General features: G+C 42.2%; 14 protein-coding genes and 1 tRNA gene. 7 read left to right on the forward strand and 8 right to left on the reverse strand.

The annotated features are described in order from the left end of the window. Positions 1–74 precede the first annotated feature (74 nt). Complete coding sequence (locus RMZ42_RS14105) at positions 75–794, reverse strand: hypothetical protein (protein WP_012410214.1); 720 nt, start codon at positions 792–794, stop codon at positions 75–77. Between the two features lie 473 nt (positions 795–1,267). Here RMZ42_RS14105 and RMZ42_RS14110 point away from each other — a divergent pair, with 473 nt between their 5' ends. From RMZ42_RS14110 to RMZ42_RS14135, 6 genes are all read left to right on the forward strand, one after another. Then, entirely contained in the window at positions 1,268–1,819 is a 552-nt protein-coding gene (locus tag RMZ42_RS14110) for a GNAT family N-acetyltransferase (RefSeq protein WP_322671979.1), read from the forward strand. Positions 1,820–2,129: 310 nt separating this feature from the next. After that, positions 2,130–2,203: transfer RNA gene (locus tag RMZ42_RS14115), tRNA-Pro, on the forward strand. A 722-nt stretch (positions 2,204–2,925) separates the two neighbouring features. Then, on the forward strand, positions 2,926–3,744 hold the full coding sequence (locus tag RMZ42_RS14120) for a Tic22 family protein (RefSeq protein WP_322671980.1): 819 nt from the start codon (positions 2,926–2,928) through the stop codon (positions 3,742–3,744). Between the two features lie 25 nt (positions 3,745–3,769). Beyond that, the gene (gene prmC / locus RMZ42_RS14125; RefSeq protein WP_322671981.1) at positions 3,770–4,660 is read left to right on the forward strand and encodes a peptide chain release factor N(5)-glutamine methyltransferase; all 891 of its coding nucleotides are present in this window, start codon (positions 3,770–3,772) and stop codon (positions 4,658–4,660) included. An 88-nt stretch (positions 4,661–4,748) separates the two neighbouring features. Then, a complete protein-coding gene (locus RMZ42_RS14130; protein ID WP_322672060.1) occupies positions 4,749–5,348 on the forward strand; it encodes an L-threonylcarbamoyladenylate synthase in 600 nt (199 codons plus the stop codon). A gap of 103 nt (positions 5,349–5,451) precedes the next feature. Continuing rightward, positions 5,452–6,366 (forward strand): HAMP domain-containing sensor histidine kinase, encoded by a 915-nt coding sequence (locus tag RMZ42_RS14135; RefSeq protein WP_322671982.1) that lies wholly within the window; start codon positions 5,452–5,454, stop codon positions 6,364–6,366. A gap of 81 nt (positions 6,367–6,447) precedes the next feature. Here RMZ42_RS14135 and RMZ42_RS14140 read toward each other — a convergent pair whose 3' ends face one another. From RMZ42_RS14140 to RMZ42_RS14170, 7 genes are all read right to left on the reverse strand, one after another. Further along, on the reverse strand, positions 6,448–6,915 hold the full coding sequence (locus RMZ42_RS14140) for a GNAT family N-acetyltransferase (protein ID WP_322671983.1): 468 nt from the start codon (positions 6,913–6,915) through the stop codon (positions 6,448–6,450). 361 nt (positions 6,916–7,276) lie between these two features. Beyond that, a complete protein-coding gene (locus tag RMZ42_RS14145; RefSeq protein ID WP_322671984.1) occupies positions 7,277–7,690 on the reverse strand; it encodes a hypothetical protein in 414 nt (137 codons plus the stop codon). A 73-nt stretch (positions 7,691–7,763) separates the two neighbouring features. After that, the gene (gene secF, locus RMZ42_RS14150; RefSeq protein ID WP_322671985.1) at positions 7,764–8,753 is read right to left on the reverse strand and encodes a protein translocase subunit SecF; all 990 of its coding nucleotides are present in this window, start codon (positions 8,751–8,753) and stop codon (positions 7,764–7,766) included. Further along, on the reverse strand, positions 8,750–10,162 hold the full coding sequence (secD, locus tag RMZ42_RS14155; protein WP_322672061.1) for a protein translocase subunit SecD: 1,413 nt from the start codon (positions 10,160–10,162) through the stop codon (positions 8,750–8,752). The genes secF and secD overlap by 4 nt, the downstream gene beginning before the upstream one ends. Before the next feature lie 175 nt (positions 10,163–10,337). Then, entirely contained in the window at positions 10,338–11,321 is a 984-nt protein-coding gene (locus RMZ42_RS14160; protein WP_322671986.1) for an alpha-ketoacid dehydrogenase subunit beta, read from the reverse strand. A gap of 702 nt (positions 11,322–12,023) precedes the next feature. Continuing rightward, positions 12,024–13,004 (reverse strand): porphobilinogen synthase, encoded by a 981-nt coding sequence (gene hemB / locus RMZ42_RS14165; protein WP_322671987.1) that lies wholly within the window; start codon positions 13,002–13,004, stop codon positions 12,024–12,026. A 400-nt stretch (positions 13,005–13,404) separates the two neighbouring features. Beyond that, complete coding sequence (locus RMZ42_RS14170) at positions 13,405–13,764, reverse strand: DUF4870 domain-containing protein (RefSeq protein WP_322640530.1); 360 nt, start codon at positions 13,762–13,764, stop codon at positions 13,405–13,407. 124 nt (positions 13,765–13,888) lie between these two features. Here RMZ42_RS14170 and prfC point away from each other — a divergent pair, with 124 nt between their 5' ends. Continuing rightward, on the forward strand, positions 13,889–15,514 hold the full coding sequence (prfC, locus tag RMZ42_RS14175; RefSeq protein ID WP_322671988.1) for a peptide chain release factor 3: 1,626 nt from the start codon (positions 13,889–13,891) through the stop codon (positions 15,512–15,514). Positions 15,515–15,563 lie beyond the last annotated feature (49 nt).

A 15,563-nucleotide genomic window follows, 5' to 3' on the forward strand; every position in this document is an offset into this window, starting at 1 on the left:
AAAGTAGAAAGAGTTAGAAGTTAGGAGTGAGGAATTTTTAACTCATAACTCATAACTCATAACTTCTCACTTTTTTATTTACCCAGCAACCTCTGTCGCACTCCTTCAGCAATTTTGTGACCCAGATATTCAGGAATGAGACTTTCATTCGGCCCTAACAAGTAGAGAATTAGCCGTGTACGTCCGCGCCAAACCAGTAAATTGGCATTGACTACCAAAAGGTCTTCCTGCCAGATAGCATACATCACTTTGTAGAATAATCCTGGTTGATTATCAGCTTCAATCACTAGAGCAGGGAGATGAAATACCGGATCGACATAAAACTCAGTTTGTACCTGCTCTAAGCCAGTGTCAAGATTAAATTCTACCGCCAGCATCTCTTCTACCTCAAACCGACCTCCTAAAGCCTCGCGAATGGCGCGACAGACATTTTCTGCGGTTTTCTCGGTCAAGGCTTTACTACCACGAGATACCAAAAGTTTGATAAAAACTAACATTGGCGGACGGATTTGACCGTATAGACTTAAACCGTGGATAGTCAACCCATAAGCTGCTAGTACACCAAAAATATCGCTGAGGAGAAAAGACTGGTTGCGGTAAGCAAAATGCAGGGCACTTTTGCTTCCTTCCGGTTTTAGTTCAATAACAGCACGTCTAGTTTTATAGAGACGGTAGGCTAACCGCAAATTTTGCAGTTGAATTTCACTACTGACGAATTGCTCATAAAACTGGGGAAACGCTCGGTTAAAGCGCTTTAGGAGTTCCAGTGTCGAAGATTTTAAACCAGAAGCCATTGTTAAGGGTAAAACTCGCTTGCTTTCGTCATCTGGGGGCTGGGTGTTAAGGGTTGGGTGTTAAGGACTAAGGACTGAGGATTGGGGACTGGGAGGACAAGGGGACAACAGAAGAGTGTTCTCGATACCCAATGCCCAATCCCGTGTATACAATTCACTCCTAAGCTAACGTGCATTTAAGCTCTATAGGAGCAATTGCCACGATTAGGTTTTTCCATTATGAATTTTAAATTTTGAATTGTTTATATCGTTACCCTTTTGGTGAATTTCTCCTAGCCTTTACAACAAAATGCTAAAGTTGAAAATGATTGGTGTGAAACACGCTCTAACTAGCTGTTACCATTGCAAATCCCGAAAACAACCGAAAAAATTTGAGTGTAATAGGGTAATAAATGGGGGTAGCGATGTTAAAAGTGAATCAACACTCCTGAGAGTGGAAACCAATTCAGTTATACTACCCGAACCGCGTTGGCATGGGTTTTTGGAAAACTTGGTTTAGTACTCCTGAATCTGTAGGGACAACTAGGACAAATCTCTTTGAAGAGCATACAGCAGAAACTGCGGGCAACTCCAGCCCCAGTAGTATTAGCGAAGCTGCTTCAAAGGAGGCTCGGATCGTCTTCAGTACGGAACGAGATATTGACCTATATGAGCTAGAAGAACTCTGTGATGCAGTTGGTTGGTCGCGTCGTCCTCTAAGAAAAGTAAAAAAAGCTATTGAGCATAGTTTTCTCGTTGCTTCAATGTGGCAAGTGAGAGGAAACCAAAAGCGGCTCATTGGTTTTGCCCGTGCTACCTCAGATCACGCCTTTAATGCCACTATCTGGGATGTAGTGGTTCACCCAGACTTTCAAAGTCAAGGACTGGGGAAGGCGCTAATGAAATACGTTCTCAAAAAACTTAGGAGTGAAGAAATTAGTAATGTCACTCTCTTCGCTGACCCCCATGTTGTAGATTTCTACCGAACTATGGGGTTTATGGCCGATCCAGAAGGCATCAAAGGCATGTTCTGGTATCCTCACTAATGCTCAATCCAAATAAAACCCGATTCGCACAATAAAATCAGGTATAGTAGTACAAATCTATTATTTAAATTTGGTTTGACAAGGTTTAGCCGACGAACGCACAAGTAATATCTCTTGTAAAACTAAGTCGGCAGACAAACCTTTAACCTTTATCAGTCCAAATATCTAAATCTAGCTAGTATTTGCAGAAGATATAAATATATTAGGCATGAGCAGTGTTATGTGATATGATTGCCTTAACGCTTTTGTGAAAGCGCGATCGCTTTGATGGGGAGCTAAAAACCAAACCCAAAAAAGCGGATGAGTATAACGGGATGTAGCGCAGCTTGGTAGCGCGCCTGCTTTGGGAGCAGGATGCCGCAGGTTCAAATCCTGTCATCCCGATTTAATTAATATAGTTAACACTTAGGGTAATTAGCCAGGTTTTCTTTGCTAAATATGCAATTGAATTACATATTTTTACGGAGAAGACCAATTAGGCTGTTTTGTAGTTGAAGCCTAACAGACAAATTTCGTCATTAAATAGATAGTAAGATATTCTGAACACTAAGCTTTGTATAGATTTGAGAAGATACAGCAGTTTGCAACTAAGTGAGGTACAAAACCAAAGGCTTACAAATTAAATTATTCTTCTGCCTTCTGCCTTCTGCCTCCTGCCTCAAAACCAATGACTTTGTACTTCATACAAATGAAAACTGCTGTATTAAAGCAATCGCAGATGGAACGATTGATTAACTAATAGCGTCAACTAATTTTAGAAAAAGCCGATAAAATGGCATTTATCATCTCCAAGGTTGGAGAGATGGATAGGCTTTTTGCTGTTTGAGAAGACATATAATTAGCATCTACGGCATTTCGCGGTCAATAGCGAAGCAAACCTAGAAAAACACAACGTTAGCACAGCCAACTTGTGAAAACGATACTATAGCAACTCTAAATAGTTAGGGAACATTGGATTTTGACCGTTGACGCTTAACACTCAACCTCAACGCGCATAATGAATTTTTCAAAACTAAAATGAATTGCTATATAACTAAAGCTAGTTGGTGCTGTGCAAATCCAACCATTTGTTTAATTTAATTGGACTATTGATGCGAGGAGCAGTCATGAAATCATTTATTCGCTTAGGCGCAACATTGGGTATAGCTGGCAGTGTATTTTTAACAGGGCTTTCAGGAATAGCCAATATACCAGGAATGGGCAATCTAGAGGCGATCGCTCTGCCACAAGATCAAGTAGTGAAAAAGCTCCAAGAAGTACCAGTATTCACGCTCACCAATCCTAAAGGCGAATTTGTAGTTCTTTCAAGAAACAACGCATCTAAGCCGATCTCACAAGTGGGATTTTTTATTAGCAAGCAAGATGCTCAAAAATTCCTTGACAATCGGCTCAAAAAAGAAAATCCCCAGTTAGCAGGCACTCTACAGGTTAGACCTTTGTCCTTGGCAGACTACTATAAAATAGTTCAAGAAAGCAAAAAGAAATCAGATTCTGTGATTTATACTTTAGTTCCGACGCAACAACAAGTAGCTTCGGCAACAAGTATGATCAATCAAAATGGTAAAAAGGTGGAGCAATTCAATGGTATTCCTCTATTTGTACCCAAATTTAAGAAAGATAATAGCTATCTGACTATTCCCCTTGCTAAAGGTAATGAGCGATACATCCCTTTCTTTTTTGAGAAAGAACAAGCAGTGGCTCTGTTAGAGGAATTCAAAAAAGCCGTGCCAAAGGAAGGAGCCAATACTGAAATTCAGGTGGTAGATTTGTACGGTGTTATGGAAGCTCTCAATAGCAGCAGCGATCCTAGTATCAATAAAATTGTTCTCTATCCATCACGGGAGTCGATCAATTTTATTCGCTCCCTGGCGCCAAATCAATCACCAGCTGCCAAGCCAGCTGCCGCCCCCGCTCCGAAAAAATAACGGATATGCGCTCCAAGGTTGAGGTATGGGGGAGAAACATCCGATAGTCTCTGGTTTACAACTTTGGCAGTGGCGGAATGCAGCTCTTGAAGCAGCGATCGCCACTGATGTCCCACCAATGGAAGTAGATTGGTTGCTCCTCGAAGTTGCTGGATTAGACCGCTTGGCACTGCGTTTAGAGTCTTTTAAAAACTGGCCGCAAATTCAACTGCAATTGCCGCTAGAAGAGTTAGACCAACTGTGGCAGAGGCGATTAAATGACCGCTTACCAGTGCAGTACATTGCCGGTGTGACACCTTGGCGTAACTTTCAAATTGCGGTGTCAAGCGCAGTTTTGATTCCCAGACCAGAAACAGAGTATTTAATTGATTTAGCTTTAGCAGCTGCTAACGGTGTCTCAGGACATTGGGCAGATTTGGGTACTGGGAGTGGTGCGATCGCCATCGGATTAGCAGATGTCTTGCCAAAAGCAACAATTCATGCAGTTGATTATAGTTTAGAGGCTTTGGCGATCGCCCAAGCCAACGCCGATAATTTGGCTTTTGCTGACCGGATTCAATTTTATCAAGGTTCCTGGTGGGAGCCACTGACATTCTTAAAAGGTCAGTTTAGTGGTATGGTGTCGAATCCCCCTTACATACCCACCAGCACCTTATTGACTTTGCAACCAGAAGTCGTTAACCACGAACCACATCTGGCTTTGGATGGTGGTCTTGATGGCTTAGACTGCATTCGTCATTTGATCGAAGTCTCCCCTAGTTATTTGCAATCGGGTGGCGTGTGGCTAATTGAGATGATGGCTGGACAAGCGGATGCAGTGCGAGAACTTTTACAAAATCAAGGTAGCTATTGTAAGATTCAAATTCACGCTGATTTAGCTGGAATTGAACGTTTTGCCTTGGCCTATAAAAGTTAGGAGTGATGAGTTATGAGTTATGAGTTATGAAATTCCTTACTCCTGCACAGACGCGATTAATCGCGTCTCTACTCCTAACTTTGTAAATATGACCCAAGTTTCTTTAGAAAATTTAATAGTTGGCGCACGCGCTGGTCTTTTAGTGAGCTTTCCGACTGATACTGTTCCGGCACTTGCAGCGATACCAGAGAAAGCAGCATTAATTTTTGCGGCGAAACAACGCAGTCAAGACAAACCTTTGATTTTGATGGCGGCTAGTGCTGAAGATTTGTGGCCGTATGTCAAAGGTAGTGAGAATGAATATAAAGTTTGGCAAGAATTAGCAGATAAATATTGGCCAGGAGGGCTGACATTAGTTTTGCCAGCGAGTGAACGCTTACCAAAAGTTATGAATCCTATCGATCCAACAACAATTGGGATTCGAGTACCAAACAGTGCGATCGCTCAAACTATTTTGGCGCAAACAGGCCCTCTTGCCACCACTAGCGCCAACTTTTCTGGTCAGCCGCCTTTGCAAACAATCGCAGAAATTGAGACTCAGTTTCCCCAGGTTCTGATAGCAACGACAGAATACCAGAGTGAAATACCAGGGATGGGTATACCTTCCACTGTTGCTAAATGGACAGGGATAAATTGGCAGATTTTACGACAAGGTGCCATCGAGTTAGATTTATCGAGTGATAACTAAGTATAGGTAGTTATAATGTTGTTTTCGTGGTGTTAACAACAGAGAAATCTGAAACTTTAGTTGGCGCTGTTGTACTTAATTAGCAAGTTAATAATTGCCAGATATGAATTGGAGCAACTGGATATATCTAGGAGTAGGAATAGCACTAGGTATGGTTTTCCGTCAGTTATTTGGGCGAGCGCCTAATGTTTTATCTAGCTCATCCCCAGTAGCGCCATCAGCTCAACAGGATATGTCACTAATATCGCAACAGCTACAGCAAACCCAGCTGGCATATCTGATGGCAAAGGAAATGAGCCAGTTTAAAGCTGGTTTTTTGGCGCGGACTACTCATGAATTGCGATCGCCTTTTAATGGTTTGATTGGCTTACATCAATTAATTTTGTCAGATTTGTGTGAAAATCCAGCTGAAGAGCGAGAATTTATTGCCCAAGCTCACGAGCGAACGCTGAAGTTGCTGAAGCTAATGGATGAAATTCTCAATGTTGCAAGAGCTGAACACGGCACCAATAAATTAGATATTCAGCCCAGAGCCTTAGCCGAAATTTTAGAGGAGGTTCATGACTTAACTTATATGCTGGCGGCAAATCGCAATTTTCCCTTACAATTATTACCCGCCGACTCAGAAATTTATGTTTTGACAGATTACCTCTGGCTCCGCCAAGTATTGATAAGTTTAATAGACACTGCCATTACTCAAATGGAGGAAGGCAGCATTTGTATTTCCACTAGCACTCTACCTACAAACAATTTTGTAAACATTTGGCTAGATTTACCAACTCATGCTATATCCTGGAGCGAGCCGATTGATTTGCTCAAATTAGAAGATCGGTTGACCCAGATTCACCAAAAGAACGCTACTCTTTCCCCAGGAATGAGGCTATTAATCAATCAGACTCTGCTGGAAGTTATGGGAGGAAAGTTAGAAATCCTGCCCTTGACCACTGTGAAGGAGCCACTTCAGCAGCTTACCAGACTACAAATATCTATCCCTCTAGTGAGTAGTGCTGAGTCCTGAGTAGTAGAGAGGAAATCTTGCTTTTTAACTACCCTACTACTACAGTTATTATACTTAATACTCAGCGCTCATTGCTCGGAACTATTTCGATGATTCTTGAAGCTGCACTTCTGTAGCAGCAAGGAAAGTACGGTTAGCTTGATTGTGTAGCACCATCGTAGTGGTAGTGTTGCTTTGAAAACCAATCTTTTCGTAGAAACCTTGTTGGTAAGTAGTCATCAGGTAAACTCGCTCAACCGACTTCATACGAGGATGTCTTAAAACGGTTTCTACTAAATTGCTTCCCAACCCACTATGTTGATACTCTGGATGAATCACAACATCCCAAATTGTGGCGCGATAGATGCCATCAGATGTTGCTCTTGCAAAGCCAATGAGCAGATCGCGATTCCAAACGGAAATCACTGGCTCACTATTGGCAATAGCTATACCTAAGTCTTCAATACTGCGTCCCTTTGCCCAGAAAGCGGAAACGTTTAATAGTTCTTGGAGTTGATAAAGGTCAATTTCAGACTTGCGATCGCTAAATTTAATCTGAAGATCGTTCATGTATGGCATCCACTTTTAGCAGTATCTTTGAACAGACATTTGATGAAATTAAATATGCATTATTCAGAAATCTTGTAGAGACGTAGCGCTACTAAGTCTCTACATTCTTTTTGGGCAGATGTCTATTCAGGAGGCAGGAGGAACCCACCCTTAATAAAGGTGGATTGAAACAAGGACGTTTTATACCTCGCTGCAAGCAGTCTCGGTATAATTATTAGTTTAAACTGGGCTTTAAACCCTGCAAATGCAAGTTTTCATTGATACTCATTCCCTCCTGCCTCCTGCCTCCTAACTCCTGCCTTTCTTTGTAAGGTTAAGTCATATTTTGCTATAAATTGCTGTACGTGTAGAGAAAGAAAATTTAATGACAAACCCACTTCCATAGAGGATGAGTTGCTCCCTGTTGACGTATCCGATAAACTTGTTTTTCTAAACGTTGTTTTTCCTGCGGTGGCAGTCCGAGTAGAATATTCCGACTTTGCCAAACTAAAACAGCAGCAGTCATCCCCAGACAAAAAGCGAGACCGAAGGTAGACAGTGGATGGTAGAACAATCCAAATCTCACTGCCACCCAGGTAAAATATTGTTGCCACAGAGCAATTTCTGCACGTAGACCCCACAACGAGGCAGGCGCAATGGTCAGCCATAAACAGCCGACAAACAGCCACCTGCCATATACTGTTAGCTGATGTAGTCTTTGTACTTGTTGAGCAAATGATGGGTCAGATTTCTCAAAGTCTGGGACAGTATTTAATCGTTCTTGTGGTTGATCCATAGGGAAATAAGATTGCAAGGCGTGGGTGAGCAATTCAAAATACTTTCACCCAATTGGGAAATATACACTCTTTTTAACTATCCTGGGAACTGGGAGATGTATCAATCGAATCAGCGTTGTCTAACATTTGGGATTCTCCTTTTCGCTCTCGCCACCAAGTTAGAAGAGTACTGGCGATGAAAATACTCGAATAAGCCCCCATTGTGAAGCCAATAATCAAAGCCAGCGAAAAGTTTTTCAGTGTTTCTCCACCAAATAAAAAGATTGCAGATAATGTCAGTAATACGGTTAAGGTAGTGTTGATCGATCTTGTCAATGTTTGGTTAACCGCATCATCTACAATTTGGGCAATCGGCTGTTCGGGATGGATTTTAAGGGTTTCCCGAATGCGATCGTAAATTACCACTGTATCGTTGACTGAAAAACCTGTGATCGTAAGTAAGGCGACGATAAAAAGGCTATCTACTTCGATGCCTGCCACCAAACCCAAAAATGAAAAAGCCCCAACTGTAATCAAGATATCGTGGAGTAGGGCAACGATCGCAAACACAGCATAATCTAACTGGAAGCGGAAACTCATGTAGATAGTAATACCGATGAAGGAAACTATCAGAGCTAACATCCCGGATGTAAACAGTTCTCTGCCTAATGTGGGGCCAACGGAGTCAATTTGGTTCTTTTGCGGGTCAAAAACGCCGATTTCTTCGCTCAAAGCGTTTTGTAATTTGGTACGCTGATCGACACTCAAATCTTTTGACCGAATTAGTACACCATTTTCTACACCATTTTCTGAGACAAGTTGGATACTGCTATCACCTAGTCCCTGTGCTTTTGCTACTTCCCGGACAGCGTTGATATTAATTGGTTTGTCGCAGTTACCGGGTTTGGTGCAATCTCGAACAAACTGCAACCGCGTACCACCGATAAAATCTAAACCGGGGCGTAAGGGGGAACGAATACTAGGTTGTTGCCAAGAAATCACCATTGAGATGATACCAGCGATGATGATAGCGGCAGAAATACTCCACCAAAGCGATCGCGATTTATTAATGCTTAGTTTCATTGAGTCACCTCTGCCTTATTCGATGCTGGCAGGTTTGGACAGAAAAGTTCTGTCTTGCGCAAGGAGTGAATTGAAATTGCCAAAAATAGCAATGTTCGACTACAGGTAATTGCAGTAAACATACTTACAGCTACCCCCAAAGCTAAGGTTAGAGCAAAACCTTTAACTAAACCAGACCCCAGCCAAAATAGGGCAGCGCAAGCAATCCATGTAGTGACGTTGCTATCTAAAATACTAGAAAATGCCCGATAAAAACCCGATTCTACAGAACGATACAGAGATTTACCCGCCCGCAATTCTTCCCGCGTCCTTTCAAAAATTAGCACATTGGCATCAACTGCCATCCCAATACTGAGAATAAAACCAGCAATTCCAGGCAAAGTTAGGGTAACGCCCAATAAAGCAAAGGTTGACCAAGTTAAGAGAGAGTAGATCACTAGTGATATATCCGCAATCAATCCTGGTAGTCGATAGTAAACCACCATGAATATTAATACTAAAGTCAAACCACCGACTCCAGCATAAATACTACTTTGAATGCTATCTTTACCCAAGGTTGCTCCGACTGTCCGCCTTTCTGCAACTTCTACTGGTACGGGTAATGCGCCACCACGTAACTGCACGCCTAAGTCATTAGCTTGTTGGGCGGTAAAACGTCCTGTAATCACGGCAGAACCACCTGTAATCCCAGTAGCGGCAAATTCTATACCTACAGTAGGAGCGCTGATTAGTTCATTGTCTAGAAAAACACCAATGCTACGCCCAGTACCGGCGAGGTTTTTCGTCAAATTGGCAAACAGTTCACCACCCTTTTGGTCGAAGCGAATGGCAACATTCCAGTTGTTACCTTGAGTGGGTTCACCATAGGCATCCTTGAGGTATTTGCCAATTAGTGGTGGATTAGTGCTTTCAAACAATTCTGCGATCGCTTGATTATTTTTTTGTAAGTCTTCTTGATTCTTGACAATTGCCGCTTTGTCGTTACTCTTTCTTAATTCTTCTTGCTTGAATTTCAATTCAGCTCTTGATGCTTGAAAAGCAAGCAGCTGAGTTTCTGTATTCGCCTTTTGGGTACGAAATTCTAACTGTGCTGTACCCCCTAGCACCCGTTCAGCTTGTTCTGGATCGTTGACTCCTGGTAGTTGCACCAATATTTTATCTGTACCGACTGTTTGGATTACTGGCTCAGAAACACCTAAACCATTAATCCGGCCTTCGACAACTTTCTTCACACCTTCCAATTCGCGTTCGGTGATTTTGGGGATATCCGCTGATGGTTTCACCTGAATTGTGAGCTGTGAACCTCCGCGCAAGTCCAGCCCCAGAGGTATCGGAATTGTGGCAATCACCGTAATAGCGGCGATTATCAGGACTAAAATCAAAATTAATAGCGATCGCTGTCTTTGCATACCATAACTCGCATCTGACAAAGGCTATAATAGCGCTCTTTTGAGGAGTTATGAGTTGGGAGTTGGGAGTTAGGAGTTGAGAGTTAGGAGTTGATAGTTAGAAGTTGGGAGTTAGGAGTTGTAAATTCAATATTAAATTTTTAACTCCTCACTCCTAACTTTTAACTCTTAACTTTTAGACTCGCAACGCCACCATTTTTTCCACAGCTTCTACTATTTGCTCTGGTTGTATGATTGTTAATCGTTCCAGATTGCCGTTGTAAGGTGTGGGGATATCTTGGGAAGAAAGTCGTAGTACAGGCGCATCCAATTCATCAAAAAAGCGATCGTTGATTGAGGCGATGACTTCTGCTCCAATACCGGCAGTGCGCATCGATTCTTCCACAACAATGACTTTATGGGTTTTACGGATTGATGCACCAATGGTATCAAAATCTAATGGTTTAAGGGATATTAAATCGATAACTTCTGGATCGTATCCTTGTTTTTCAAGAGTTTTGACGGCTTGCACTACATGATGGCGCATCCGCGAATAAGTAATAATTGTCACATCTTTCCCTGGACGCACAATTTCTGCTTTATCTAGGGGGAGGAGGTATTCTTCTTGTGGTAAATCTTCTTTCAAGTTGTAAAGTAAAACGTGTTCAAAGAACAACACTGGATTATCATCGCGGATAGCGGATTTCAGCAGTCCTTTGGCGTTTCTTGGTGTGGAGCAGGCAACAATCTTTAACCCTGGCACAGCTTGGAAGTAGGTTTCTAGTCGCTGGGAATGTTCTGCACCTAGCTGCCTTCCCACACCTCCAGGGCCGCGAATTACCATCGGAATTTTAAAGTTACCGCCAGAAGTATAGCGGAGCATCCCAGCGTTGTTGGATATTTGATTGAAGGCAAGCAGTAAAAAGCCCATGTTCATGCCTTCAATGATCGGACGCAACCCAGTCATTGCGGCTCCCACAGCCATCCCAGTAAAGCTATTTTCAGCGATGGGGGTATCTAGAATGCGGAGTTCGCCATATTTTTGGTACAGGTCTTTGGTAACTTTATAGGAACCGCCGTAATGTCCAACATCTTCACCGAGAACGAATACGCTGGAGTCACGCGCCATTTCTTCATCAATGGCTTCCCGTAAGGCGTTGAAGAATAGTGTTTCTGCCATTTAGACCTTTTAGTACGATTATGGTTATAGAATTTTATCGTGCTGCTGTCGCAAATACAGTGAGCGATCGCACTAGTTAGAGTTTAGGTTTTTTAAATAAACGACCTCTAGTATAGAGCGAGTGATTGCCATAACTATATCAAAGCTATTTAACTTCGATTTTAGATGTTTTATGAGCGATCGCCTGACACTCTAGCAAATACGGCTAATTTATTTATGTAATAAAACGTAAAGCTAATGTATAAAATACATTGAAAACTTTTTGATTGGAAAATACCAACTTAAGTGAGGGTTTTTTAGGAAGATAAGTATAAGCGATCAAACCATCACATTGACCAAAAAGTTAAATACGCTAAGATGACGTATTCTATTTGGTACAGGTTTTTGAGATGTCATTAACCGACTCAATGACTGCACGGATTAGAATTTAATCTTGTTGTGTATAGATATTACTTAATATGGCATATGGTGATTTTATTTTAGAGAAAATCAAACATAACTTTCAAATAAATACTATTGAAAAAAGTAATATTTTTGCTAATACACCTGATATAAAATGTAGCAATTTTATTAAGAAATTATTCCATATAATCTACCTATAACCATAAACAAAGAATCTCACGCCTAAACACTAAAACACAACTCTGCGTCTTTGCGCCTCTGCGTGAGATTTTCTCAATTCTTAGCATTCAATCGCACACCTTACTTTAACCATCTCGCCGCATCTTTGGCATGATAAGTCAAAATCAAATCTGCACCAGCGCGTTTAAACCCAATTAAAGTTTCCATAACCACCCGCTCTTCATCAATCCAACCATTGAGAGCCGCAGCTTTCACCATCGCATACTCACCAGAAACATTGTAAGCGGCAACTGGCAAGTTACTTGCTTCCTTGACGCGCCAAATAATATCCATGTATGCCAAGGCTGGCTTAACCATGAGCATATCAGCACCTTCAGCGATATCTAATTCAATCTCTTTAATCGCTTCGCGGGCGTTACCTGGGTCCATTTGGTAAGTTCTTCTGTCCCCAAATTGTGGTGTCGAGTCTGCTGCATCCCGAAATGGGCCATAATAACCCGAAGCATACTTAGCAGCATAAGACAAGATTGGCGTATCTTGAAATCCTGCTTCATCCAAACCCTGACGAATTGCTTGCACAAACCCATCCATCATTCCCGAAGGCGCGATGATATCAGCACCAGCTTTCGCTTGAGAAACTGCCGTTTTCTTCAACAATTCCAGAGTTGGATCGTTTAAAACTCGTCCTGTTAAATCACCAGTTTGTAAATAACCACAATGACCGTGACTGGTATACTCACACAAACAAGTATCAGCAATTACAACCAAATCTGGCACTGCTGCTTTTACTGCCGTCGCCGCTTTCTGGACGATACCGCAATCATGCCAAGCGCCAGTGGCATCCACATCTTTATCAGCTGGAATACCAAATAGAATAATAGAAGGAATTCCTAAGTCGTAAACTTCTTTTGCTTCTTCAACAATTTTATCTACCGAAAGTTGGTAGACTCCGGGCATCGATTTCACCTCATTAGCGATTCCCTCACCCGGTACAGCAAATAGTGGGTAGATTAAATCACTTGTTGTTAAAACAGTTTCACGAACCATCCGGCGCAGTTGGGGATGAGTACGCAGACGACGGGGGCGATGTGTAGGAAACATAAAATTTTATCAAGAAAAACAACGCGAATAGACACAAAACAAAGCGTCACAAAAGCAGGCTAAAAATTTCCTGCCGTCAGACAGACTACAAACAGTGCTTAACTGTCCTTTGCCCTACTCTTAATCAAGTTGTAGGGCAATTTTGTATTCTACAGCTTGGTTGCACCTATCCGACGGACTGGAAAAAAAACAACATTATGAAGAAATTAAAAATTTAAAATGGTAAGACTGTCTGTTGGCAAAAATCCTGGCGAATTGAGGGTTGAGATTTAAACGCAAAGGGACGCGGAGGTAAACGCAGAGGCACGCAGAGAATTCGCTACGAATCAATTAAATTTTGTGTTTGGTAGTAAATAACTGACAATTACCAATGCTCTATGCCTAATCCCATAAATTTCTGTTAAAAAACTCGGAAAATATAGGGATAACGGAAGGGTATATCAGGATTGCTGAAAACTCCGATGAGTGCCCAAATTGTTAATCCCCAGTGTAATAGATATCCCAGACCGGCTAGTGGCCCCAACAATAATAGAGGTAACACTAACCAGCCGAATAGAAAAAACAATGCTCCCAGAATTGCACCGTAAAACCAGACATTAAAGTGGAAATTGATAGATTCTTTGGCGTTTTCTTTAACAACAGGATCGTCAGATACAAGCAGTATGGCGATAGGTATGCCTACAGATACCAATGTTGTGCTGAAAAAAATAGCTCCATGAGACAAAGCAGATAGAAGCTTTCGCTTGTCTGTGTCGTACATTGCTTTCTCCTATTTAGTCAGATTGTTGGTTATACTACGACCCTATCATGAGCATCGTTGTCTTAAGATTAAAAGACTTACCAGAGTCAAAAAAAATTAAGCTAGCTAACAAACAAATACATTTATGTCTACTGAACTTCAGTCTGAACTTATTCAAGCAGTCGAACTTCGCCGCAACTTTGCGATTATATCTCACCCTGATGCTGGTAAAACTACACTAACTGAAAAGCTACTCCTGTACGGGGGTGCAATTCACGAAGCTGGGGCAGTCAAAGCGCGACGGGCACAGCGTAAGGCTACCTCTGACTGGATGGCGATGGAGCAACAACGGGGTATTTCCATTACTTCCACAGTGTTGCAATTTGAATACCAGAATTGTCAAATCAATTTATTGGACACTCCCGGACACCAAGATTTCAGTGAAGATACTTATCGCACCCTTGCTGCTGCCGATAATGCAGTGATGTTAATTGATGCGGCAAAGGGTTTAGAACCGCAAACCCGCAAATTGTTTGAAGTGTGTAAGTTGCGGGGTATCCCAATTTTTACATTTATCAACAAGCTCGATCGCCCCGGAAGGGAACCTCTGGAATTGTTGGATGAAATTGAGCAAGAATTGGGATTGCAAACCTATGCAGTCAACTGGCCGATTGGGATGGGCGATCGCTTTAAAGGTGTTTTTGACCGACACAAACAACAAATACACTTGTTTGAACGCAGCGCCCACGGCAGCCGAGAAGCCCGCGATACAATAGTGGAGTTAGGCGATCCGAGAATAGAAGAACAGCTAGAACAAAATCTGTACTATCAACTGAAAAACGATCTAGAACTCTTAGAAGGAGTTGGCCCAGAGCTAGATTTGCAGTTGATACACGAAGGCAAAATGACGCCTGTGTTCTTTGGTAGCGCCATGACTAACTTCGGGGTAGAGTTATTCCTCAAGTATTTCCTCGACTATGCCCTTAAACCCGGTTCTCATGTTAGCAGTGTTGGCGAAGTTCCCCCTACATACCCAGAATTTTCGGGGTTTGTCTTTAAACTGCAAGCGAATATGGACCCGAAACACCGCGATCGCGTTGCATTTATCCGGGTTTGCACTGGTAAGTTTGAAAAAGATATGATGGTGAATCACGCCCGCATTGGTAAACTCATCCGTCTATCTCGCCCGCAAAAACTTTTTGCTCAAGAGCGAGAATCGATTGATGTGGCTTATCCTGGCGATGTGATCGGTTTGAACAATCCTGGTGTTTTTGCGATCGGGGATACAATTTACACGGGACAAAAGCTCGAATATGAGGGGATTCCGTATTTCTCGCCGGAACTGTTTGCATCTTTGAGGAATCCCAACCCCTCGAAATCTAAACAATTCCAAAAAGGCGTTGCGGAATTGCGAGAAGAAGGTGCTGTGCAAATTATGTATTCAACTGATGAAGCCAAGCGCGATCCAATTTTGGCGGCGGTGGGTCAGTTGCAATTCGAGGTAGTACAGTTTCGTTTACAAAATGAGTATGGTGTAGAAACCATATTAGATTTATTGCCCTACAGTGTCGCCCGTTGGGTTGAGGGTGGTTGGGAAGCATTAGAAAAAGTGGGACGAATATTCAATACCACTACAGTTAAAGACAGTATGGGACGACCAGTGTTGCTATTCCGCAATGAATGGAATTGTCAACAGTTATTGGGCGACCATCCAGAGTTAAAATTAAGCGCGATCGCTCCAGTATTTTCTAGTCAACAACCAGTGGAATAATTCACTTGATGTGGCTCTAACTGGGCGCGGTTGATTTCCACGGCATCCG

This window comes from Nostoc sp. DedQUE05 (assembly GCF_034530955.1).
Taxonomy (GTDB): Bacteria; Cyanobacteriota; Cyanobacteriia; order Cyanobacteriales; family Nostocaceae; genus Nostoc.